Genomic DNA, 21,390 nt, shown 5'->3' on the forward strand with positions numbered 1-21,390 from the left:
TAGCATATATTTAAAGTACATACATCTAAGGTACAAAGTCTTTATGGAATTAGAACTGGTATTGTAGTTGTATTAATATTGGAGAATTCTGTTAACAGCAGGAGCGGAAAATAATGAGAGGCAGAGAAGATGAGTAACGGAAAGAAATATGTCATGGCACTGGATGCAGGGACAACAAGTAACCGGTGCATTTTATTTAATGAAAAGGGCGAGATCAAGAGTCTTGCACAGAAGGAATTTACACAGTATTTTCCAAAACCGGGCTGGGTGGAGCACGATGCGAACGAGATATGGTCCACACAGCTTGGAGTTGCGGTAGAGGCAATGAGCAAGATCGGTGCCGAAGCGGAAGATATTGCAGCAATTGGAATTACAAATCAGAGAGAGACGGTTGTCGTATGGGACCGGACAACCGGAGAACCGATCTGTCCGGCAATCGTATGGCAGTGCCGAAGAACTGCCGAATATTGTGACGGATTGAAAGAACAGGGGCTGACAGATAAGATCAGAGAGAAGACAGGACTGATCATTGATGCCTATTTTTCCGGAACGAAGATTCGCTGGATCTTAGAAAATGTAGAAGGAGCAAGAGAAAAAGCGGAGAATGGGGAATTGCTGTTCGGTACGATCGAGACATGGCTGATCTGGAAACTGACAAAAGGAAAAGTCCATGTAACCGATTATTCCAACGCATCCCGGACGATGTTATTTAACATCAATACATTGTCGTGGGATGAGGAAATATTACAAATACTTGATATCCCGGCATCTATGCTTCCGGAAGTGAAGCCTTCAAGCTGTGTTTACGGTTATGCGGATTCACAGTTCCTTGGTGGAAAGATCCCGATCGCAGGAGCGGCAGGTGACCAGCAGTCAGCACTTTTTGGACAGACTTGCTATCAGCCGGGAGAAGCGAAGAATACATATGGAACCGGATGTTTCCTTCTGATGAATACAGGAGAGAAACCCGTATTTTCCCAGAATGGGCTTGTTACAACAATTGCATGGGGACTGGATGGCAAAGTGAATTACGCATTAGAGGGTTCTATTTTTATCGGTGGTGCGGCAATCCAGTGGTTACGCGATGAGATGCGTCTTATCGATGCGTCCGAAGATTCCGAATATATGGCACAGAAAGTTCCGGACACAGGCGGATGTTATGTTGTACCGGCATTTACCGGACTTGGAGCGCCGCACTGGGATCAATATGCAAGAGGAACGATCGTAGGACTGACACGAGGTGTGAACAAATATCATGTGATCCGTGCCACACTGGAATCTATAGCATATCAGGTCAATGACGTATTAAAAGCGATGGAGGCAGATTCTGGTATTCATCTAAGCAAATTAAAAGTAGACGGCGGCGCAAGTGCTAATAATTTCCTTATGCAGGCAGAGGCAGATCTGACAGGAGCACCGGTAGAACGGCCGGAATGTGTGGAGACAACTGCAATGGGAGCAGCATATCTGGCAGGAATTGCGGTCGGATACTGGAAAGACAAAGAAGATGTCCGGAAAAATCGGGCAGTGGATCATACATTTACACCGGCGATTACAGAAGAAGAACGGAAGAAGAGATTAAAAGGCTGGAATAAAGCAGTCCGCTACGCTTTTGACTGGGCGAGAGATGAGGAGTAGAACGAAAAGATATGGAGAAAAAAGTAGAAGTATTGCATTTTAATTGTGAGGTTTGTAAAAATCATTGCAGTCTGACTGTAGAGGCCGAGGGCGGACAGGTATTTAATGTAACGGGGAACGGTTGTCTGCGCGGATTAGCCTATGCACAGTCTCATCTGCCTGAAGGAAAGGAGAGATAAATTATGAAAGGAAATGTAATTGTAGGACAGTCGGGAGGACCGACAGCTGCAATCAACTCAAGTCTGGCGGGGGTTTACCGCACGGCAAAAGATCGTGGAGCAAAGAAAGTGTATGGAATGCTGCACGGAATTCAGGGATTAATGCAGGAAAAATACATTGATCTGTCGGATCATATCAAGACAGAGCTTGATGCGGAGCTGTTAAAACGTACACCGGCAGCGTTTTTAGGATCCTGCCGTTATAAACTGCCTGCAATCCACGAAGATCAGAGCGTCTATGAGAAGATTTTTGCAATCCTGGATAAGCTTGACATAGAAGCATTTATTTATATCGGTGGAAATGATTCCATGGATACGATCAAAAAATTATCTGATTATGCGATCATTACCGGACATCCGACACGTTTCGTAGGCTGCCCGAAGACTATCGATAATGACTTGGCGCTGACGGATCATACACCGGGATTTGGAAGTGCGGCAAAATATATCGGAACGTCTATGAAAGAGATCATCCGTGACAGTTTCTGCCTGGAATACAGCAAAGGTCTGGTATCCATTGTAGAGATCATGGGAAGAAACGCAGGCTGGCTTACCGGTGCTTGTGCACTTGCGGCAGGCGAAGACTGTGAAGGACCGGATATGATCTATCTGCCGGAGCTGCCATTTGACATTGCTGAATTTGGCAGACGTGTGCGTGAACTGCTCGAGAAGAAGCCATCCGTAGTTGTCGCTGTATCGGAAGGAATACGAACAGCAGATGGCAAATATGTATGTGAACTTGGAAACAGCGTTGATTTTGTTGATGCATTCGGTCACAAACAGTTATCCGGTACAGCTTCTTATCTTGCAAGCTATATTGCGGGTGAGATCGGATGCAAGACACGTGCCATTGAGTTAAGCACTTTGCAGAGATCTGCGTCCCACTGTTCATCCAGAGTAGATATTCTGGAAGCTTATCAGGTAGGCGGTGCAGCAGTGAAAGCAGCAGATGAAGGAGATTCCGGTAAAATGGTTGTTCTACAGCGACTTTCCGATGATCCTTATCAGTGTGGAACCGAAGTCAAAGATGTTCACAAGATTGCCAATGACGAGAAATTAGTTCCGAGAGAGTGGGTTACTGAAGACGGAACATATGTCACCGGCGAATTTATTTCTTATGTAAGACCGTTGATCCAGGGAGATGTGTCACCGGTCATGGTAGATGGTATTCCACGTCATTTGTATACACCAAAAGAACTGAGTCAACGCTAGGCATAGATGTATTCTATAAGTAATTGAATATATAAAAATAACTTATTTTATTAAATTGTATGAAAATGCTATAATACAACTAGAATGTGATTGACAATAGCACCTTCTCCAGATGTCTTCCCCGGCATTTGTGAGAAGGCGCTTTTCGTTACTATAGCATCCGGAGGAAGCTGTCGGTAGATTTATGGTTGCGGAAGAAAAAATGCTTGCATTTTAGAAATAAATCCAGTATGATAAGAATCACTCAATAAGTCTTAGAGAGTCAAAGGAAATTCTAAATAATAATTTAGTCAGATCAAAAGAATCAATCAGATTGAAATCCAATACAAAACTCAACATAAAATTTCATAAAAAGGAGAACAACATGGCATATGAACAAGGATACGATGTACTCCGTCTGATCGAACACAGCGAGAGTTGTTATGTCAGTTCAAAGTATGTAAGAGGAAGAACGCTCATCCGTTATATACGGGAAGAAAAAGAGATAGAGAAAGAACAGTTATTTGCATGGATGCGTAAGATGGCAGGAACACTTGCGTGTGTGCACAAGTGCAGGGGTGCACCTTGTTATCAGTATGTGAATCCATACAGCATGATCATAGCAGAAGATGAGGAATTGTATTTCCTTGATCTGAAGGCGGCATCCAACCAGGAGATGTTGATCCGTATGCAGAAGCGGACTATAAGAGAGCATTTCCTGCCGGAGGAAGAAGCCTACTATCAGCGTGCGAGTGTTACATTAGACTTGTACGGACTGGCACGCACGTATCAATATTTACTGGCAGAGACAGAAGTTTTGCCAGATCTTAACAAAAAGGAAATTCTGAAACTGGAAAAGATTATTTCCAGATGTCTGAACCGGCAGTCAAAGAAAGCCTGTCAGTCTGCGCAGGAAATTAAGCGCATGATTCCATCATACAAAAACGAAGAAGAAAAAGAACGATCAAAAGGAAAATATTTTCGTAAATGGCTCTATATAGCTGCAGCAGTAGTTGTAATCATACTTGGGCGAAGTATCTTTGCCGGAAATTCCCATTCTACAAATTCATATTCAGAAAAATCCCATGCTATAAATTCCGGGAACGATGTAAAAGCAGCAGAAACCAAAACAGGGATAGATGAAAAAGAGGCTGCTGCATATACAGCCGGTAAAAAAGAAACCGCAGAACAGATGCAGACTACAGAAATGGAGCTTGGCAGCCTGTATTTTTTGAAACTGGAAGATTATGAGAAGAGCAGACAGCATTTCGAGGCGGCGTGTGCCGGAACAAAGAAGACAGATAAAGAGAGTGGGATCGCCGCAGGGATGGCAGCTGTGTCTGCCTGCCTTGCAGAGAAGACACTTCCGGAGGAAGAACTAAAACAGGCTCTTGAACAGACGGCACTTCTGCTGGAAGAGAAAGAAGATGCCATTTACTACCGGTGTGTACTCAAAGGATATACCTGTCTGGATGCGAAAGAACAGCGGGAAGAATTATTGAGGCTTGGGATACAATATCGGGCACTTGGGGAGAAAGAAGGGCAGGAAGAGGTCACGCAGTGGATGGCAATGGCATATGAACAGAATGGAAAAAAGAGTGACGCTGCAAAAATGTATGAAGAACTGCTTGCAGTGGAAGGGAAAAGAGCAGAGAGAGAAGAATTGTACCGCAAAGTGACAGAGCTTTTTCTGGCAGATAAGAAAAATGATGATGCTATGCGCAGAATCCGGGAAGGAGTGACAGAGTATCCGGATTCCGTGGAATTACAGGTATTAAAATTGCGCGTGACATGCAAAGAGAAAGAAAAAAACCGCAGAGCATGCAGAAAGGCATTAGAAAGAGCTGTGAAAAATCGAACGGACATACAGAAAAATGAAGATTTCCGGAAACTTTTACAGGAACAGGGATTTCAGATGAAAGGAGAAAAAGTATGCGAAAAAGAATAAAAACAATCGGGTGTCTGATACTTGTACTCACGATGATCTATGCACAACAGGCAATGCTGTCTTATGCAGGAGACAAGGCTGTAGGAAAAATCACGATCAGAAGAGAAGCAGAGGCAATAGGTTCAGAATCGGAGCCGTCGCCAGAACCAACGCCGGAACCAGAGCCGTCGCCGGAACCAGAGCCGTCGCCGGAACCAGAGCCGACACCACCGGAGCCGATTATCAAATTTGAAAAAGAATGTTCAGAGCCGGATGGTGAAAATGGTTATTATGTGACTATTCCGAAAGTGACTCTTCATCATGTCAGTAAACGGGGGGAGACAGTCTTCCGGCTGACACAGGGGGATAAAGTACTGGGAAAAGGAAAACTCACGGAAGAAAATAAGAAATATACCATTCCGAAAGACTGGTTCCGGCAGGGAGAACAGGAACTGGACGTGTGGATGGAAGATGAAAACGGTGAAAAACAAGAGGATTTCCAGTGGGAGAAAACATTCAGAATCGATCTGTCTGCTCCGGAATTTCAAGTATCGGCAGATGGAGGATTTGAAAGCTGGCACAGGAATGAAACGACAGTACATGTAAATGCAAAAGACGAATACAGCGGCATAAAAAACATATCATGCTATGTAAATGGAGAGAAGCAGGCAGAGATAGGAAAGGCAGGTGGAAATTTTGTGATCCGGCAGTCTTCAAGAAATGGCAAACCGGTGCGGGTTCTTTTTGAGACGCGAGATCATGCCGGTAATCAGAACAGACAGGAAAGAAATCTTTATATTGATAATCAGTCCCCAAAAGCTGAAATCAGAGGCGTGACGCCATATATGATCACAAGCAGACCGTTGACTGCTGTGTACAGGGTGCAGGAAGAGAATGTGTTGGATGAATTTCATGCAGAAATAAAATATGAAAATACAAAGGGCAGGAAGCAGTCACAGGAATTACTGGTGTGGGAAGATCATGGAGAGATGAAGAGAAGTGTTCACAGACTGCGTGAAGATGGAATTTACCGGCTGCATATTTACGCAAAAGACGCTGCAGGATACGAAGTAAAGCAGACAGCTCAGGTGATTGTAGATCAGAAGAATCCGGTGATCCGGTATGTGGATACGCTGGATCAGGCAAAATTAAAAAGCTTTGAATGGAATTACAGAAAAGAAGAACTCATACAGGATTTTACCGGTTACGATTATGAAGTAAGGCTGGATGGAAGATTATATTCGATGGGAGAACGAGTGACAAGAGAAGGACAGCACATACTGGAAGTACATGCGACAGACCGTGCCGGGAATACCTCACACGCAAAAGCAGTATTTACAATTGATTATACAGCACCGGAGATTGTGTTTGAAGGCGTAAAGGAAGGAGAAAAGTATGAAGGACATCTTACATTTAAAATTGGAGTTAAAGATGCAGAAGATATACTCCGAAAGGTGCAGATTAATGGAAAAGAACAACAGCATGTTCAAGGGAAAGCAAGGACCAGATTTTCGATTAAGAAAGCAGGTGATTATGAGGTGATCGCAGAGGCAAAAGATCAGACCGGAAATGTGGCAGTGAAAACGATTCATTTTACAGTACAAAAGAAAAAATCTGTGCTGGAGAAGCTGGTTGAGCCATTGATCCGTCCATTTATAAAAGATGATAATGACGATATCAGTTCCAGGCAGATAAAGAAAGAGCAGAAGAAAAAAGAAAGAGAGCAAGCAAAAACACTGCTCCTTCGAAAAGTCGCAGGAACAGTGCTTGGTATTCTGCTTATTGGTGGAGTAATCTACTCAACCAGTTTTTTGAAGCTGTCTAAAGACTGACCTCTTAACATACGTATACGAGGAAGTACAAGTGGATCATCTCCGACTTTGGCACGACCGTATTCGGTTGTAACCGCACATTTGAAACCGGCATCTTTTACAGCCTGGATACAACTGTCATTGTAATCACCGTACGGATAGGCAAAAGCATCGGAATTGCCACCGATGTGGATCGATTTCTGAAGATCAGCAACGGCATCATTGTGGTTCATGACAGGGAAGATTCCGCCGTGTCCGATATTACCGCCACCCCGGTGCATGTTGTAAGAATGGGACTGGAATGTCATATATTCGCTGGCATATTTCTTCACCTTCTTCTTGCCTTCCAGATTACCGATCAGGAAAGAAGTTACCGGGACCTTATATTTGTTGAAAAGCGGTACACCCAGATTTAAGAAACTGTACGCACCATCATCAAAAGTGAGTACAACGCTCTTCTTTGGAAGAAGCAGTTCGCCTTTGACATATTTTCGGACTTCTTCCCAGGTAGGAAAGTAGTAGTTATTTTCTGTCAGGTATTTCAGTTCCGCTTCGAGATCATGAACTTCGATGAAGTTGTTGTTCAACTGCTCTTTCGGTGGATTATTCTTATCATAAACGTAGTGATACATGCAGATCGACAGACCGTTTGTCTTATGATCCTGTTCGGTCGCTGTATTTTCAGCAGTCTGCACATCCTTATTAAGACGTGAGTTTTTCGCTTCTTCTGCTTTCTTTTTAGCAGCTTCCTGCGCTTTCGCTTTTTGTTCTGCAGCCTTAGCCTTTTCTTCCTCTGCTTTTTTTTCTTTGGCTTGCTTTGTGGCTGTAATTTGAGCACGTTCCTGTTTCTGTACTTTCTGTTTATAGAAGATAACAGCACCAAGAACTGCAAGCAGGATCAGAAGAATGACAGTCAGCACACAACGCAGACGCTTCTGGCGGCGCACCTGTGTAGAGACAGCTGATCTGCTATTATGGCGCCTGTGCCCTGAGCTGCTGAGTGAATAATTTTGATTGTGTTGTTTATGGGTGCTTTGCGTTTTATTGCTTTGAATTTTATTTCTCTGGTGTTTGTGTTTCATAAATTTGTCCCCTCTGTCTCCCTGTTTAACCGGAAAAACTCAGCCTGGGAGTGTGTCCACATTATACAATGCAGATATCAATTTTGCAAATGGAGGAAACACTTACCGCAGGAACATATGGATCAGCTTGTCGTGAATCTTGCGGTAAGGCTGGTAGCGCATTGGAAGATTCAACCAGGTTTTCTTATCAACAATACTCTTGTAATGCGAGAAAGTGCAGAATCCATCTAATCCATGATAGGAACCCATGCCGCTCTCACCGAAGCCGCCAAATCCCATATTGCTTGTGGCAAGGTGGATGATCGTGTCGTTGATACAGCCGCCGCCGAAACCGCAGTGGGAAGTCACTTTTTTTGCGATGGCTTTATCAGATGTAAACAGATAAAGAGCCAGCGGGTGAGGCATGGAATTTATTTTTTCGATAACCATATCAAGGTTGTCGTAAGTCAAGATCGGCAGTACCGGTCCGAAGATTTCTTCTGACATGACTGCATCATCGAAAGTAACATTATCCATAAGTGTTGGTGCAATCTTTAAACGACTGCGGTCGCTCTGCCCGCCATATACGACTTTATTCTGTTCAATCAGCCCAAGAATACGGTCAAAATGTTTCTCATTAATAATCTTTCCATAATTTTTATTGGAAAGAGGATCTGATTTGTATTGTTTTTGCATTTGTTTTTTGATCTCGTGGATCAAGTCGATCTTGATGGAGCGGTCACAGTAAATATAATCCGGAGCAACACAGGTCTGTCCGCAATTTAAGAACTTTCCGAAGACAATTCGCTTTGCAGCAAGTTTCAGGTTTGCACTTTTTTCAACAATACATGGACTTTTGCCGCCGAGCTCCAGTGTGACCGGAGTCAGGTTTGCAGATGCCTGGCGCATAACTTCTTTGCCGACAGCCTGACTTCCGGTGAAGAAAATATAGTTAAAATGTTCGCCAAGAAGACAGGTGTTTTCCGCACGGCCACCGGTTACGACAGTCACAAACTGCGGATCAAAGCAGTCAGCAACCATTTTTTTAATGAGTTCGCTTGTATGCGGTGAGTAAGCACTTGGTTTTAAAACGGCAGTATTACCAGCTGCAATAGCGTCTATCAGAGGCTCGATCGTGAGCATGAATGGGTAGTTCCATGGGCTCATGATGAGAGTCACACCGTAAGGGGATGGCTTCTTGTAGCTTCTGGAATGGAACTGTGCGAGTGGAGTCAGGACACGCTTTTCTTTCGCGTAAGAGCGTGTGTGTTTCAACATGTGTGTAAGCTCGCTTAAAACCATACCGGTTTCGCACATATAACTTTCAAAAGAACTTTTTCCAAGATCAAGTGAGATCGCTTTTGCAATCTCAGATTCGTGAGACTGCACATAAGCTTTTAATTTCTTCAGTGCGTGGATGCGAAAATCAATATCTAAAGTTGCGCCGGTGTAAAAATACTCCCGCTGTGCAGTAACAATTTCATGAATCTGTGTTTCAGTCATAATTTCAGTCCTCCTCTGGCATGAGCATATAATAGAATTTTTCCAGTTCTTTTGCATTCATCAGGACCGGAACGGGATAGAGCGGATTCGCCTCTTTGTCAGCATAGTGGGCAAGTTTTGGAATATCTGTTTCCTGAATTTCGGCAACTGTATTGCCGATTCCAAAAGTCCGTTTCATTTCTTTGATCGCATCAATAAATGCAGCGGCAGCCTGCGGGGCAGGAGTTTCTTTTGTTGCAATACCGGCTGCAATGGCAAGTTTTTTCAGTTTTTTGTGAATGGATTCTCCGTATTCTTCCAGAACATGAGGAAGCAGGATTGCATTGGCAAGTCCATGCGGCACATTATACTGACCACCCAGCGAGTGAGCGACTGCATGAACGTAACCGACGTAGGATTTGGTAAATGCACAGCCGGCATAGTAAGAGGCGTGAAGCATATTTCTTCTTGCATTTACATTCTTACCATCGTGGTAAGCTGTATCCAGATTTTCAAAAATAAGCTGTACAGCCATAAGCGCATCTTTCCGTGTTGCGTAAGTAGTTGAGTTCCCGATAAATGCTTCAACCGCGTGTGTCAGCGCATCCATACCGGTTGTTGCAGTGATAAATGGCGGAAGACTCAAGGTGACTTTCGGATCAAGAACCGCATAGCGAGGAATCAGAGGAAAATCGTTGATCGCATATTTGTAACGAGTCTGCGCATCTACAATGACAGCGGCAAGCGTTGTCTCACTTCCGGTTCCGGCTGTTGTTGGAACAGCAATCAAGAGTGGAAGTTTCTTATGTACTTTCAGGATTCCTTTCATCTTCGCAAGTGACTGCTTCGGCTTTGCAATGCGGGCACCGACAGCTTTGGCGCAGTCCATACTGGAGCCACCGCCAAATCCGATCAGGGCATCACAGTTATTCTTTTTGTAGAGAGCCAGTGCTTCCTGTACGTTGGTTGTTGTTGGATTGGCAACTGTTTTGTCGTAGATTGTGTATGGAATATCTGCCGCTGTTAAGGCATTTTCCAATCTTTTCGTCAATCCGAGAGAGCGGATCCCGGCATCCGTAATAATGAGGACGCGGGAAGAGCCATTTGCCCGGATGATCTCCGGGAGTTTCTTCACACTTGGGACAATCTCCGGCGTGCGGTACGGGAGAAAGGGAAGTGCAATCTTAAATACCGTCTGAAATGTACGGCAGTAAATTTTTCTTAAAGTATGCATGAGTGTATCCTTTCTTAAAAAATAGTATTCCAGCTGCAGTTTGCTTTCTGGAAAGCTTTTGATTAATAAAAATGATTCTTATTTACAGAGTTCCTGACTTAAATGCTCCAGGTTATCAGCTATGGTAAATAATGTCTTATAAAAAATCTTCCGCTGTGGTTCGGCAATATCTTTGCTTGCTTCTTCTAACGCATGGGAAATAAAGGAGCGCATTTCTCTGGCACATGCCATTCCGGCATCTGTCAGATGGGCACGGGAACGGTATCGGTGCGTTGCTCCGGTCGCTTCATAAGCAATGAAGTTCCGGTTCTCCAGATCATTTAAGATGCGGGAAATACCGGCTTTATCCTCTTTGCATAGTTCACATAATCCGGCAGCAGTTAAGCCGTCCGGATGATCAGACAGATAGTAAAGACACATGACATGGGTACTCTTAAGTCCCTGTGACTGCATATAGATCTTCTTGATTTTCTGAATACTCTTATGAATCTGCGCAACATTTGTTGTTAATTTTTCAAAACGATCATCCATAAAAACACCTCAATGTTGATTAATCAACATTGAATATAACACGAATAGAAAGGAAGGTAAAGAGATGTGTGAAAAAAAGACCAATCAATCAGAACAAAATGCAAAAGCAGGAAAGCCGCCTGCAGTCTCGAGAGATTGTGCAGACGGCTTCCTTCCTATTAAAGGAACGATCACTAGCCTTGTCATGATCGCATCCAGCCTCTGTAACTACACGATCTTAAGTGCCGCTGCGAAAATGAGCGCGACAGCCGTTATTTTAATGAATGTTGTAATCACTGTGATCGGTGTGGTTTTGGCTTTGTTTGTCAATCTGAGATATGGTAAACTATTAGCACGTACTGAAAAATAAAACAGGTAATGTGTACACGAAAGAAGCAGCAGTTATCGGAAAACAGGAGGAACAAAATACATGAATCCAGTAAAAGTAAGAAATATAACCATTGGCGAAGGAACACCGAAGATCTGTGTTCCGATCGTCAGAGTAACAAAAGAAGAGATCCTGGAAGCAGGAAAAAATATTTGCACAATCGGAGCAGACGTCATCGAGTGGCGTGTAGACTGGTATGAAAATGTCTTCGATTTCAACCAGGTAGAAGAGACTGCAAAAGAATTGAGAAATGTAATCGGAGAGACTGCACTGTTATTTACCTTCCGTACCGCAAAAGAAGGTGGAGAAAAAGCAATTGAGACAGATGTTTACGTGGCGTTAAATGAAAGAGCAGCAAAGAGCGGACAGATAGATCTTGTAGATGTAGAAGCATTTACCGGAGAGACGGCTGTAAAACAGATCATCGAAACTGCGCATGCCACAGGTGTGAAAGTAGTTGCATCCAATCATGACTTCCACAAGACACCGGCGCAGGAAGAGATTGTATCCCGTCTCTGCAAAATGCAGGAACTGGGGGCAGATATTCCGAAGATTGCAGTGATGCCGCAGAATAAAAAAGATGTACTGACACTGTTATCAGCAACAAGAGAAATGTCAGAAGAGCATGCAGATCGTCCGATCATCACCATGTCTATGGCAGAAACTGGCGTAATCAGCCGTCTCTGCGGTGAAGTGTTTGGTTCAGCACTGACATTCGGTGCAGCAGGAAAAGCATCCGCACCGGGGCAGATGGGAGTAGAAGACCTGAAGACTGTACTGGAGTTACTGCACAAGAGTCTGTAATAGAACTGACAGAAGGTATGTAATTACCGCAGGGTGTCAGCTGAAAAAAGTAAATGATTAGAGTAATTAGCAGGTTTCTTGAGCGTCAGTTACTGTACAAAACGATGTATTCCGATAAAAATCGAACAATTCGTTGCAGCATTCCCGCGAAGAGGAAAAGCAATGTTTAAAGTTGTCAATCATACCGTGGAACTTATCTTGTTATCCTCGGATGTATTTATACCGGTGTGGCATCCCCTACAGAGGCAGCAGTCATCTCCGTATTTTATGCATTATTTATCAGTTTCTTCCTATATAAAAGTATTCAGATCAAAGACCTTTGGGGGATTCTGGTAGAAGGAATCCGACACCGATGAATTTTAGCGAAGTGTATATTGGATTACAGCAGAAAACAATCGATGCACAGGAAAATCCATGCGAAGTCATCGTATCCAACCGGCTGTATGAGCAACAGGACTACGTAATAGAAACAAACCATCTGCCGCATCTGATCTCGTTGATCGTCAGTGAGAAATCTGCTCTTTATACATCTCACTTCCCTATTGCCACTCCACTCCGAATGCGTTATACTACCAACAGAGTAAAAAAGAGCAAACAAAGCAAATCACCAGAAGGGAGATCTTAGCAATGAAAATCACAGACGACATTATCTACGTGGGAGTGAACGACCACGACATCGACCTGTTCGAGGGTCAATACATCGTGCCAAACGGCATGGCATACAACTCATACGTGATCAAAGACGAGAAAACAGCTGTCATGGACACCGTAGACGCTAACTTTGCAGAAGAATGGCTTGGCAACATCGACACAGCACTGGACGGCGCGGCACCGGATTATCTGATCGTGCAGCACATGGAGCCGGATCACTCCGCGAATATCGCAAAATTCACTGAGAAATATCCAGAAGCCAAAGTCGTAGCAAATGCCAAAGCATTCCAGATGATGGGCAACTTCTTCCGCGGAATGAACCTTGGAGACAAGAAAGTTGAAGTCAAGAATCAGGAGACACTGTCACTCGGTAAACATGAGCTGACATTTGTCTTTGCACCGATGGTACACTGGCCGGAAGTTATGGTCACATATGACAGTACAGATAAAGTCCTCTTTTCCGCAGACGCATTTGGTAAATTCGGCGCCCTGGACGTAGAAGAAGATTGGGACTGTGAAGCTCGCCGCTATTATTTCGGAATCGTTGGTAAATACGGCAAGCAGGCAGAGAATCTCTTAAAAGCAGCCGAAGGTCTGGATATTCAGACAATCTGTGCACTGCACGGTCCGATCCTTAAAGAGAATCTGGAGCATTACATCGGACAGTACAAAACATGGTCTTCTTACGGTGTAGAGACCGAAGGTGTCATGATCGCATACACATCCGTATATGGAAACACAAAGAAAGCAGCCGAGACACTCGCGTCTGCACTGGAAGCCAAAGGCTGCCCGAAAGTCGTACTCTGCGATCTGGCAAGAGAAGACATGGCAGAGGCAGTCGAAGACGCATTCCGTCATGGTAAATTAGTGCTTGCAACTACAACATACAATGGAGATATCTTCCCGTTCATGAGAACATTTATCGAAGCCCTGATTGAGCGCGGTTACCAGAACCGTACGATGGGTATTATTGAAAATGGTTCTTGGGCGATTACAGCAGGTAAAGTAATCCGCGGACTTTTCGAGAAGAGCAAGGACTTAACATGGGTTGACACAACTGTCAGCATCATGTCTTCCATGAGCGAAGAGAACGAAGCACAGATTGAAGCAATGGCAGAAGAACTGTGCAAATAATATATAAAATCTATATGATATATAGGTTAAATCAATGAATGAAAAAGAATACGACAGTTGACTTTCGTATAGTAAAGTGCTATCATACATAAGCGGTAAGGCTAATACATAACGAAGGTATCGAAAAAGTAGACTGAATTATAAGCCCTCCTCGCTAAGTTGTCAGAAAAAATGCGGGGGGGGACCTTTATGTATTAGTTGCTATTTTGAAGAAAATAGAGTACAATCTAAACGACAATGTCGGTATGAGTTATATTAACACAAATCTTAAGCTACATCGTAAGAAATACTAGTTTACTCCATACATCAAAGAAATGATATAGGTAAGACCAAAACTACATATACGCGGATGGACTCTTTAGGGAAATAGAGTTATTTATAATTAAGGAAAAAGAAATAAAGAAATAAGTAAGAGGAATGAGTTATGTACAGGAAAGATAGTGAGGGTTGGCTGAAGCATTTTGACTTTTTAGTGTTGGACATGCTTTGCCTGCAAGTTGCATTTGTGTTGGCGTATGGAATAAGTGGGTATGGATTCTATCCATATAATCTTTTGATTTATCGAAACATGGCGATATTTATTGAGTTTGCAGATATAGTTGTGCTTTTTGCGTGCGGAACTCTAAAAAATGTATTGAAAAGAGGACATTACAGAGAGTTTCTGGCAACGTTCCAGAATACAATTATGTTAGGTGCAGTAGCGATATTGTATCTATTTTTATTGCGACAAGGACAGAAGTATTCACGACTTGCACTGATTCTTAATATGATCCTTTATTTTTTCCTGACATACATAGTCAGAGAAATCCGTAAATATGCATTGTATAAAAAAATGAAAGACAGCGATAATCGTTCACTGCTGATTATTACAACAAAAGAAGCTGCGGAAAAAGTTGTTTCGAACATGGAAGAACATAATTATGCAAGGTTTCGCATTGCAGGATTAGCGATTATAGATGAGAATATGGTTGGGAGCTCTTTTGGTGGTGTTACTGTGGTAGCAAATAGGAGTACAGCACCAGAATATGTATGTAAAGAATGGATTGACGAAGTATTCGTTGTTCTGTCGCCAAATTATGGTTACCCTAAAGAGCTGATGGAAGAACTGGGAGAGACAGGAGTAACAATTCATCTGAACCTTGCTAAAATCACCAATGAACCTGGTAAAAGACAATTTATCGAGAAAATTGGAGATTATACAGTACTTACGACAAGCTTAAATTATTCATCTGCAAAACAGCTTTGCGCAAAACGCTGTATGGATATTGTGGGGGGATTAGCAGGGTGTATACTGACAGGTGTTATTTTCTTGTTTGTAGCCCCGATAATTTATATGCAGTCACCGGGACCAATTTTCTTCTCACAGGAACGAGTAGGGGAAAATGGTAAGAAGTTTAAGATGTACAAATTCCGTAGTATGTATATGGATGCAGAAGAGCGGAAAGCAGAGCTTATGAAAGATAACAAACTTGGAGATGGAAAGATGTTTAAACTGGACTTTGATCCTCGTGTTATCGGAAATAAGATACTTCCAGATGGGACACATAAGACAGGAATCGGTGATTTTATCAGACGAACAAGTCTGGATGAATTTCCGCAATTCTACAATGTGCTGAGAGGCGATATGTCGATTATAGGTACTCGCCCTCCCCTTATTTCTGAAACAAATTTGTATGAGCTGCACCATCGTGCAAGATTGGCAATTAAGCCGGGAATAACCGGTATGTGGCAGGTCAGTGGACGTAGCGACATTACTGATTTTGAAGAAGTGGTTCGTCTTGACAAAGAGTATATCACAAACTGGAACATTGGGCTCGATATAAAAATATTGTTTAAAACGATATTGGTAGTCTTTAAGAAAGATGGCTCAATGTAAATCCTACAAGTAGCTTATTTTATAGAGGGAATAAGCTGCGAAAGGATAAATATAAAGATTGCATTTAAAAGAGGAAGTTATGAATAAAAGGAAAAATAATAATTCTCCACTTAAAATTGCAGTTCTTGGACATAAGACAATTCCGAGTCGCCAAGGTGGAATTGAAATTGTAGTTGAAGAATTAACAGTTCGTATGGCAAAACTGGGACATAAAATAACAGTATATAACCGTAGCGGACATCATGTAAGTGGTAAAGAATTTGATGGAAAGAAGTTAAAAGAATATAAAGGAATCCGAATGAAATATGTACCGACAATAGATAAAAAAGGATTAGCAGCAATGAGTGCTTCCTTTTTTGCAGCGGTGGCAGCAGCATTTGGAAAATATGATGTGGTACATTTTCATGCAGAAGGGCCGTGTGCAATGTTATGGTTGCCAAAATTATTCGGAAAGCGATGTATAGCTACGGTGCATGGATTAGATCATCAGAGAGCAAAATGGGGTAAATTAGCCAGTACATATATTATGTTGGGAGAAAAATGTGCGGTTAAATTTGCTGACGAAATTATTGTGTTAAGTGAAGGGGTTCAGGAATATTTCCTTGATACATATGGGAGAGAAACACGTTTTATACCTAATGGTGTAAACAGACCAATCATCCGAAATGCTGAAATTATTAAGAATAAATTTGGTTTAGAAAAAGATAGCTACATCCTCTTTTTGGGCAGACTGGTTCCAGAAAAAGGGCTTAGATATTTGATAAAAGCCTTTAAGCAGGTAGATACTGAGAAAAAACTGGTTATTGCTGGTGGAAGTTCAGATACAGATGAATTTACAAAAGAATTAAAAGAACTGGCAAGGGATGATTCAAGAATTATTTTTACTGGGTTTGTTCAAGGAAAAGAGTTAGATGAACTTTATAGTAATGCTTATGTATATACTTTGCCGAGTGATCTGGAAGGAATGCCGCTTAGTTTATTAGAAGCAATGAGCTACGGAAATTGCTGTTTGGTTTCCGACATTCCAGAGTGTGCAGAAGTCGTGGAAGATAAGGCGTTGATTTTCAAAAAGTCGGATGTAGAGGACTTGCAAGAAAAACTGCAAGATGCTTGTGACCATCCAGAAATGGTTATGAAAATGAAGAATCAGGCAGCTGACTTTATCTGCGAGAAATATAACTGGGATGATGTCGTAAAGGAAACGATGAAGTTATATAGGAAATGATGAAGAATAATTTTATTGATAAACATCTCTGCTATTGTTTTATCTGGACAGGAAATATGAAATAAAGCAAACTCACAGAAAAGGAAGTTAAAATATGCGGATTTTACTTGTAAATAAATTTATATTTCCCAAGGGTGGAGCGGAAACGTATACATTCGATGTGGGAAAAATGTTAGAAGAACATGGGCACGAAGTCCAGTACTTTGGTCTTGAAAATGAAAAAAATATAGTAGGAAATCGAGTAGGATCATATGTAACGAATATGGATTTCTCTCAAGGAATAAAGGCAAATTTAAATGCACCTTTTCGTATTATCTACTCAAGAGAAGTGCGTAAAAAAATTCGTGCGGTTTTAGATGATTTTCAACCAGATGTAGTACATCTCAATAATATACAGTATCATCTGACCCCTTCTATTATTCTGGAAATTAACAAATGGCGCAAAGAAACAAAGAAAGAATGTAAGATTGTTTACACGACACATGACTATCAGCTTGTTTGCCCCAGCCATGGAATGTTTGATGTAAACATGAAGCCTTGTGAATTATGTTTGGATGGTCATTATATTCATTGCTTTCAAACTAAATGTCTAAAAAATTCCAGAGCAAAGAGTTTGCTCGGAACGTTGGATGGATATATGTGGAAATATAGTAAGGCATACTCGTATGTAGATGCCTATATTTGCTGCAGCTTTTTCCTTAAATCAAAATTAGACACGCAGAAAAGATTCCGTGATAAAACCATTGGGCTGCACAATTTCAAAAAGGAAATGCCACACTTGGATAACATTCAAAAAAAGGGTTATGTATTAGAGTTTGGCCATCTTTCGCGAGACAAAGGAACGGATACTTTGCTTGAAGTAGCCAAGAAGATGCCCAATACCGAATTTGTGTTTATTGGCTATGGCCCGTCGGTTGATAAAATGAAGGATATTCCCAATGTGAAGTATTTGGGATTTAAGACAGGAGAAGAACTCTATCGTATTATTGCGGAGGCTGCTATTAGTGTTTGCCCGTCTGAATGGTATGAAAACTGCCCGTACTCTGTTATGGAGTCGGTACTTTTGGGTACGCCTGTTGTTGGATCTAAAATGGGAGGAATTCCCGAATTAATTGAGCCTGGTAAAACCGGAGAATTGTTTGAAGCAGGTAATGTGGAAGATCTGATGAAGGCGATAAAGAAAGTTCTTCAAACACAAGACGTATTGGAAAGATATACAAAGAATTGTAGTCAGGTGAAGTATGAAACGACAGAGAGCTACTATATAAAACTGATGAAAATTTATCGAGGAGAAAAGAATGTGGAACAAATTTCTTCGTAACCCACTTCATATTGTCAAAGATTATGAGCTGAGAAAACTGCTTTGGCAATCGGGGGGGTGGCACAGCGGTTTGTAAAAAATATCTGAAGTTCAGAGATATTGCTCCTGAAAAGCTGACGTTCCCAGAAACCCAAGTAGATGAACCTGTTTGGTTATTCTGGAATACAGGGTTGGAGCAGGCACCTGAGATAGTAAGGACGTGCTATCAATCTGTAAAAAAATATGCCGGCAGACAAGTTGTTTTGCTTACAGAAAACAATGTGCAGAACTATATAAATATGCCGGATTATCTGAATGAGAAATAAAAAAGCGGAGTCCTTCCATTAGCGATTTATACAGATTTAATGCGTGTAGCATTATTGGAGCATTATGGTGGGACATGGATGGATGCAACAATACTGCTAACAGATGAAATCCCACAGGAAATATTAAATAGTGATTTTTTTGTGTTTCACAATTCACTCGGCGAAATTGATAATCCCGTATTGTATCCGGTCTGGTTCATCCACGCCAAGCAACATAATAGAACGATTTGTGAGATTCGTAATGTTCTGTTTGCCTACTGGAAACGAAATAATCATGTACCAGAATATCTGTTTTCAAATATTGTAATCACACAAATAATGAGGTCATCACCAGAGGTTGAGAAAAAGATGCCTTATTTGAATAGTGACTACAGCGAATATCTGGTTAGAGTATTAGGAGATAGGTTTACAGAGGAAAAATTTAATTGGATTAAGCGGCTTACTGGGATACATAAACTAACCTATAAATTAGAACCATCAATTGATAAGGAGGAAACAGTTTACCATTATCTGGTGCGGAATCTATGAGCCTTTTGAATAGTAGTTTCTGCAAGATAAAGGGAGACAATTAAATTATTATGCTGAATGACTACTATCAAAATATTGGCATGAAAGGCTTTATTCAAAGATATGGAATTGTGAATGCCGTCAAACGAGGGGCATTTATGTTTATCAAATTGCATCTTGTCAAGGATTATGAGGTGCGGAAGGTATTGTGGCAGGAACGAGCTTCTACCAAGATAAAACCATATTTAAAGTATAAAGACACAGATGTTGAGGGGCTTAGCTTTCCCCAAAATGATGTAGAGAATCCGATCTGGATTTATTGGAACAAAGGTATTGAACAGGCACCGATCATTGTTCAGAAGTGCTATGAATCTGTATGTAAACATTCCAATTCAAAAATCATTTTGCTGAATGATCAAAATCTTGCAAATTACATTCGATTGCCAGATTACATTGAAAAGAAAAAGGATGCGGGCCAGATTCCGATGGCTGGATATGCGGATCTGATGAGATTTGCATTATTGGAGCATTATGGTGGAACATGGATTGATTCAACGGTATATCTTACAGATCCGATTCCAGATATGATTTTAAATAGCGACTTTTTTGCAGTTCGAAATTCGTTGTTGCTGATAGATAACCCTGTGCTATATCCTGCATGGTTTCTTCATGCAAAAATGGGAAACAAAACAATTCGAGAGATAAGAAATGTTGCTTTCGCATATTGGCTCAAAAACGAACATGTAATTGAGTATCTACTGCCGAATTTGATTATCACTTTGGTGGTGAAGAGCAATCCGGAAGTTGAGAAAGCAATTCCATATATGAACAGTGATTATAGCGAGTATCTTGTTAAGGTTTTAGCCGATGATTATTCAGAAGAGAAATGGAATTGGATCAAAAAACTTACAGGTATTCATAAGTTGACATATAAATTAGATGCTGATATTAAACACGGACATAACTTTTATGATTATTTAATTACATCAAGTGACGAGAAGAATACAAAATAATTATTTGATACCAGAATCAAATTAAAAAGAAGAATATGATGATATTAAAAGAAACTAGAATTTGTGATAGTGGATGGGGAATGATGAATGAGACCAAAAATTAGTGTAATTGTACCAATATATAATGCGGAACTTTATCTGGAGCAATGTATTGAGTCCGTATTGAATCAAACGCTGCGAGATATTGAACTATTATTAATCGATGATGGTTCAACAGATAATTCTTTTCTGATATGTGAAAAATATAAAAAAAGAGATAATAGGATTCAATTATATACTAATAAAAATGTGGGGCAAGGTTTAGAAAGAAATTTTGGTATAAAAAAATCTACAGGTGAATATATTGCATTCTTAGATTCGGATGATCAGTATAAGGAGAATATGCTTGAAAAACTGTATCAAAGAGCGATTGAAACAAATGCAGATATGGTTTCTTGTAGAATAGTTGATATGCATGATGGAAAGATCATAAAGGAACATCCACTAAATGATAAAGTTTTAATTGGCTGCAAAGAGATTAAGGCTGCAATGGCTGATATGATTTCTTACGAAGAGAAAGATGGATACTCTGGATGTATTGCGATATGGGATAGCATTTTCAAAAGAGATATAATTGAAAATGAGGGTATACAATTTTTTTCCGAACGAGATGTTTATTCTGAAGATTTGTTATTTAAGCTGATGTTTATGACACATGCTAAAAAAATAGCCTTTTGCACTGAAGCTGTATATTTATACCGTGTTAATGACACTTCGTTTACGCATCGAATTGATGTATCCGTCTTAAAAAGAATTGTAAATTTATATAATGAAGTTTGCATACTGTTTGGAGATGTTTTGAAAGACTATAATTTGAAACGAAGAATAATTAATCGGACTTTTTTTACCTTGAGATTCAATATAAATAAGATTTCTAAAACGAGAAATGCTAAAGACTTTTATAGAATACTTTTGAATGATCAGGAGATAATGAGTGTTATTGACTTATATCAGCCGACAAATTTGAAAAATATTGTTGTATATTATTCGCTTAAATGGAAATTGATACGAGTTTTTGAGATACTATCTAAAATAAATTGATTTATAGAGGGATA

Annotated in this window: 16 protein-coding genes and 5 pseudogenes; 17 read left to right on the top strand and 4 right to left on the bottom strand. The window is 41.0% G+C overall.

Features of this window, described 5'->3' with window-relative positions:
• Window positions 1–129 precede the first annotated feature (129 nt).
• The 5 genes from glpK (at window position 130) to DXC04_RS00355 (ending at window position 6,806) form a co-directional block, all read left to right on the top strand.
• On the top strand, window positions 130–1,638 hold the full coding sequence (gene glpK / locus DXC04_RS00340) for a glycerol kinase GlpK (RefSeq protein ID WP_117536862.1): 1,509 nt from the start codon (window positions 130–132) through the stop codon (window positions 1,636–1,638).
• An 11-nt stretch (window positions 1,639–1,649) separates the two neighbouring features.
• Window positions 1,650–1,817, top strand: coding sequence for a hypothetical protein (locus DXC04_RS15460; RefSeq protein WP_158580399.1), 168 nt, complete (start codon window positions 1,650–1,652; stop codon window positions 1,815–1,817).
• Window positions 1,818–1,820: 3 nt separating this feature from the next.
• Window positions 1,821–3,068, top strand: a complete 1,248-nt coding sequence (locus DXC04_RS00345; protein WP_021860357.1) for a 6-phosphofructokinase — start codon at window positions 1,821–1,823, stop codon at window positions 3,066–3,068.
• A 364-nt stretch (window positions 3,069–3,432) separates the two neighbouring features.
• Window positions 3,433–4,995, top strand: a complete 1,563-nt coding sequence (locus DXC04_RS00350) for a hypothetical protein (RefSeq protein ID WP_118659469.1) — start codon at window positions 3,433–3,435, stop codon at window positions 4,993–4,995.
• Window positions 4,980–6,806, top strand: a complete 1,827-nt coding sequence (locus DXC04_RS00355; RefSeq protein ID WP_199692510.1) for a hypothetical protein — start codon at window positions 4,980–4,982, stop codon at window positions 6,804–6,806. The genes DXC04_RS00350 and DXC04_RS00355 overlap by 16 nt, the downstream gene beginning before the upstream one ends.
• Here DXC04_RS00355 and DXC04_RS00360 read toward each other — a convergent pair.
• From DXC04_RS00360 to DXC04_RS00375, 4 genes are all read right to left on the bottom strand, one after another.
• Window positions 6,770–7,867 (bottom strand): polysaccharide deacetylase family protein, encoded by a 1,098-nt coding sequence (locus DXC04_RS00360; RefSeq protein ID WP_118659473.1) that lies wholly within the window; start codon window positions 7,865–7,867, stop codon window positions 6,770–6,772. The two genes, DXC04_RS00355 and DXC04_RS00360, sit on opposite strands and share 37 nt — an antisense overlap.
• A gap of 102 nt (window positions 7,868–7,969) precedes the next feature.
• Window positions 7,970–9,349, bottom strand: a complete 1,380-nt coding sequence (locus tag DXC04_RS00365) for an aldehyde dehydrogenase (RefSeq protein WP_118659475.1) — start codon at window positions 9,347–9,349, stop codon at window positions 7,970–7,972.
• 4 nt (window positions 9,350–9,353) lie between these two features.
• On the bottom strand, window positions 9,354–10,562 hold the full coding sequence (locus DXC04_RS00370; protein ID WP_021860362.1) for an iron-containing alcohol dehydrogenase: 1,209 nt from the start codon (window positions 10,560–10,562) through the stop codon (window positions 9,354–9,356).
• A 78-nt stretch (window positions 10,563–10,640) separates the two neighbouring features.
• On the bottom strand, window positions 10,641–11,093 hold the full coding sequence (locus DXC04_RS00375; protein WP_118659477.1) for a MarR family winged helix-turn-helix transcriptional regulator: 453 nt from the start codon (window positions 11,091–11,093) through the stop codon (window positions 10,641–10,643).
• Window positions 11,094–11,241: 148 nt separating this feature from the next.
• Here DXC04_RS00375 and DXC04_RS00380 point away from each other — a divergent pair.
• The 12 genes and pseudogenes from DXC04_RS00380 to DXC04_RS00440 form a co-directional block, all read left to right on the top strand.
• A pseudogene (locus DXC04_RS00380) lies at window positions 11,242–11,442 on the top strand (MFS transporter); the annotation flags it as partial.
• Window positions 11,443–11,502: 60 nt separating this feature from the next.
• On the top strand, window positions 11,503–12,264 hold the full coding sequence (gene aroD / locus DXC04_RS00385) for a type I 3-dehydroquinate dehydratase (RefSeq protein WP_118659479.1): 762 nt from the start codon (window positions 11,503–11,505) through the stop codon (window positions 12,262–12,264).
• A 69-nt stretch (window positions 12,265–12,333) separates the two neighbouring features.
• Window positions 12,334–12,462 (top strand): annotated as a pseudogene (locus tag DXC04_RS16135) (TRAP transporter small permease); the annotation flags it as partial.
• A pseudogene (locus DXC04_RS16140) lies at window positions 12,462–12,611 on the top strand (TRAP transporter large permease subunit); the annotation flags it as partial. The pseudogenes DXC04_RS16135 and DXC04_RS16140, both read left to right, overlap by 1 nt.
• A pseudogene (locus DXC04_RS16145) lies at window positions 12,605–12,778 on the top strand (TRAP transporter substrate-binding protein); the annotation flags it as partial. The pseudogenes DXC04_RS16140 and DXC04_RS16145, both read left to right, overlap by 7 nt.
• Window positions 12,779–12,891: 113 nt before the next feature.
• On the top strand, window positions 12,892–14,049 hold the full coding sequence (locus tag DXC04_RS00405; protein ID WP_118659481.1) for an FprA family A-type flavoprotein: 1,158 nt from the start codon (window positions 12,892–12,894) through the stop codon (window positions 14,047–14,049).
• A gap of 424 nt (window positions 14,050–14,473) precedes the next feature.
• Window positions 14,474–15,925: a sugar transferase gene (locus DXC04_RS00410; RefSeq protein WP_118659483.1), complete on the top strand. Its 1,452-nt coding sequence runs from the start codon at window positions 14,474–14,476 to the stop codon at window positions 15,923–15,925.
• Between the two features lie 79 nt (window positions 15,926–16,004).
• Complete coding sequence (locus tag DXC04_RS00415; protein ID WP_118659485.1) at window positions 16,005–17,150, top strand: glycosyltransferase family 4 protein; 1,146 nt, start codon at window positions 16,005–16,007, stop codon at window positions 17,148–17,150.
• Between the two features lie 94 nt (window positions 17,151–17,244).
• A complete protein-coding gene (locus DXC04_RS00420) occupies window positions 17,245–18,471 on the top strand; it encodes a glycosyltransferase (RefSeq protein WP_118659487.1) in 1,227 nt (408 codons plus the stop codon).
• A 113-nt stretch (window positions 18,472–18,584) separates the two neighbouring features.
• A pseudogene (locus DXC04_RS00430) lies at window positions 18,585–19,304 on the top strand (capsular polysaccharide synthesis protein).
• A gap of 137 nt (window positions 19,305–19,441) precedes the next feature.
• On the top strand, window positions 19,442–20,296 hold the full coding sequence (locus DXC04_RS00435; RefSeq protein ID WP_158580403.1) for a capsular polysaccharide synthesis protein: 855 nt from the start codon (window positions 19,442–19,444) through the stop codon (window positions 20,294–20,296).
• A gap of 87 nt (window positions 20,297–20,383) precedes the next feature.
• Complete coding sequence (locus DXC04_RS00440; RefSeq protein ID WP_118519523.1) at window positions 20,384–21,376, top strand: glycosyltransferase family 2 protein; 993 nt, start codon at window positions 20,384–20,386, stop codon at window positions 21,374–21,376.
• Window positions 21,377–21,390 lie beyond the last annotated feature (14 nt).

This window comes from Dorea sp. OM07-5, from assembly GCF_003481355.1.
Classification (GTDB): domain Bacteria; phylum Bacillota; class Clostridia; order Lachnospirales; family Lachnospiraceae; genus Dorea_D; species Dorea_D hominis.

Bases quoted from the DNA above. Each gene is read 5' to 3' on its own strand.
- aroD (WP_118659479.1), top strand. From the start codon at position 11,503: ATGAATCCAGTAAAAGTAAGAAATATAACCATTGGCGAAGGAACACCG.
- DXC04_RS00350 (WP_118659469.1), top strand. From the start codon at position 3,433: ATGGCATATGAACAAGGATACGATGTACTCCGTCTGATCGAACACAGC.
- DXC04_RS00405 (WP_118659481.1), top strand. From the start codon at position 12,892: ATGAAAATCACAGACGACATTATCTACGTGGGAGTGAACGACCACGAC.
- DXC04_RS00415 (WP_118659485.1), top strand. From the start codon at position 16,005: ATGAATAAAAGGAAAAATAATAATTCTCCACTTAAAATTGCAGTTCTT.
- DXC04_RS00370 (WP_021860362.1), bottom strand. From the start codon at position 10,562: ATGCATACTTTAAGAAAAATTTACTGCCGTACATTTCAGACGGTATTT.
- DXC04_RS00375 (WP_118659477.1), bottom strand. From the start codon at position 11,093: ATGGATGATCGTTTTGAAAAATTAACAACAAATGTTGCGCAGATTCAT.
- DXC04_RS00435 (WP_158580403.1), top strand. From the start codon at position 19,442: ATGTTTATCAAATTGCATCTTGTCAAGGATTATGAGGTGCGGAAGGTA.
- DXC04_RS00345 (WP_021860357.1), top strand. From the start codon at position 1,821: ATGAAAGGAAATGTAATTGTAGGACAGTCGGGAGGACCGACAGCTGCA.
- DXC04_RS00420 (WP_118659487.1), top strand. From the start codon at position 17,245: ATGCGGATTTTACTTGTAAATAAATTTATATTTCCCAAGGGTGGAGCG.
- DXC04_RS00360 (WP_118659473.1), bottom strand. From the start codon at position 7,867: ATGAAACACAAACACCAGAGAAATAAAATTCAAAGCAATAAAACGCAA.
- DXC04_RS00440 (WP_118519523.1), top strand. From the start codon at position 20,384: ATGAGACCAAAAATTAGTGTAATTGTACCAATATATAATGCGGAACTT.
- glpK (WP_117536862.1), top strand. From the start codon at position 130: ATGAGTAACGGAAAGAAATATGTCATGGCACTGGATGCAGGGACAACA.
- DXC04_RS00365 (WP_118659475.1), bottom strand. From the start codon at position 9,349: ATGACTGAAACACAGATTCATGAAATTGTTACTGCACAGCGGGAGTAT.
- DXC04_RS00355 (WP_199692510.1), top strand. From the start codon at position 4,980: ATGCGAAAAAGAATAAAAACAATCGGGTGTCTGATACTTGTACTCACG.
- DXC04_RS00410 (WP_118659483.1), top strand. From the start codon at position 14,474: ATGTACAGGAAAGATAGTGAGGGTTGGCTGAAGCATTTTGACTTTTTA.
- DXC04_RS15460 (WP_158580399.1), top strand. From the start codon at position 1,650: ATGGAGAAAAAAGTAGAAGTATTGCATTTTAATTGTGAGGTTTGTAAA.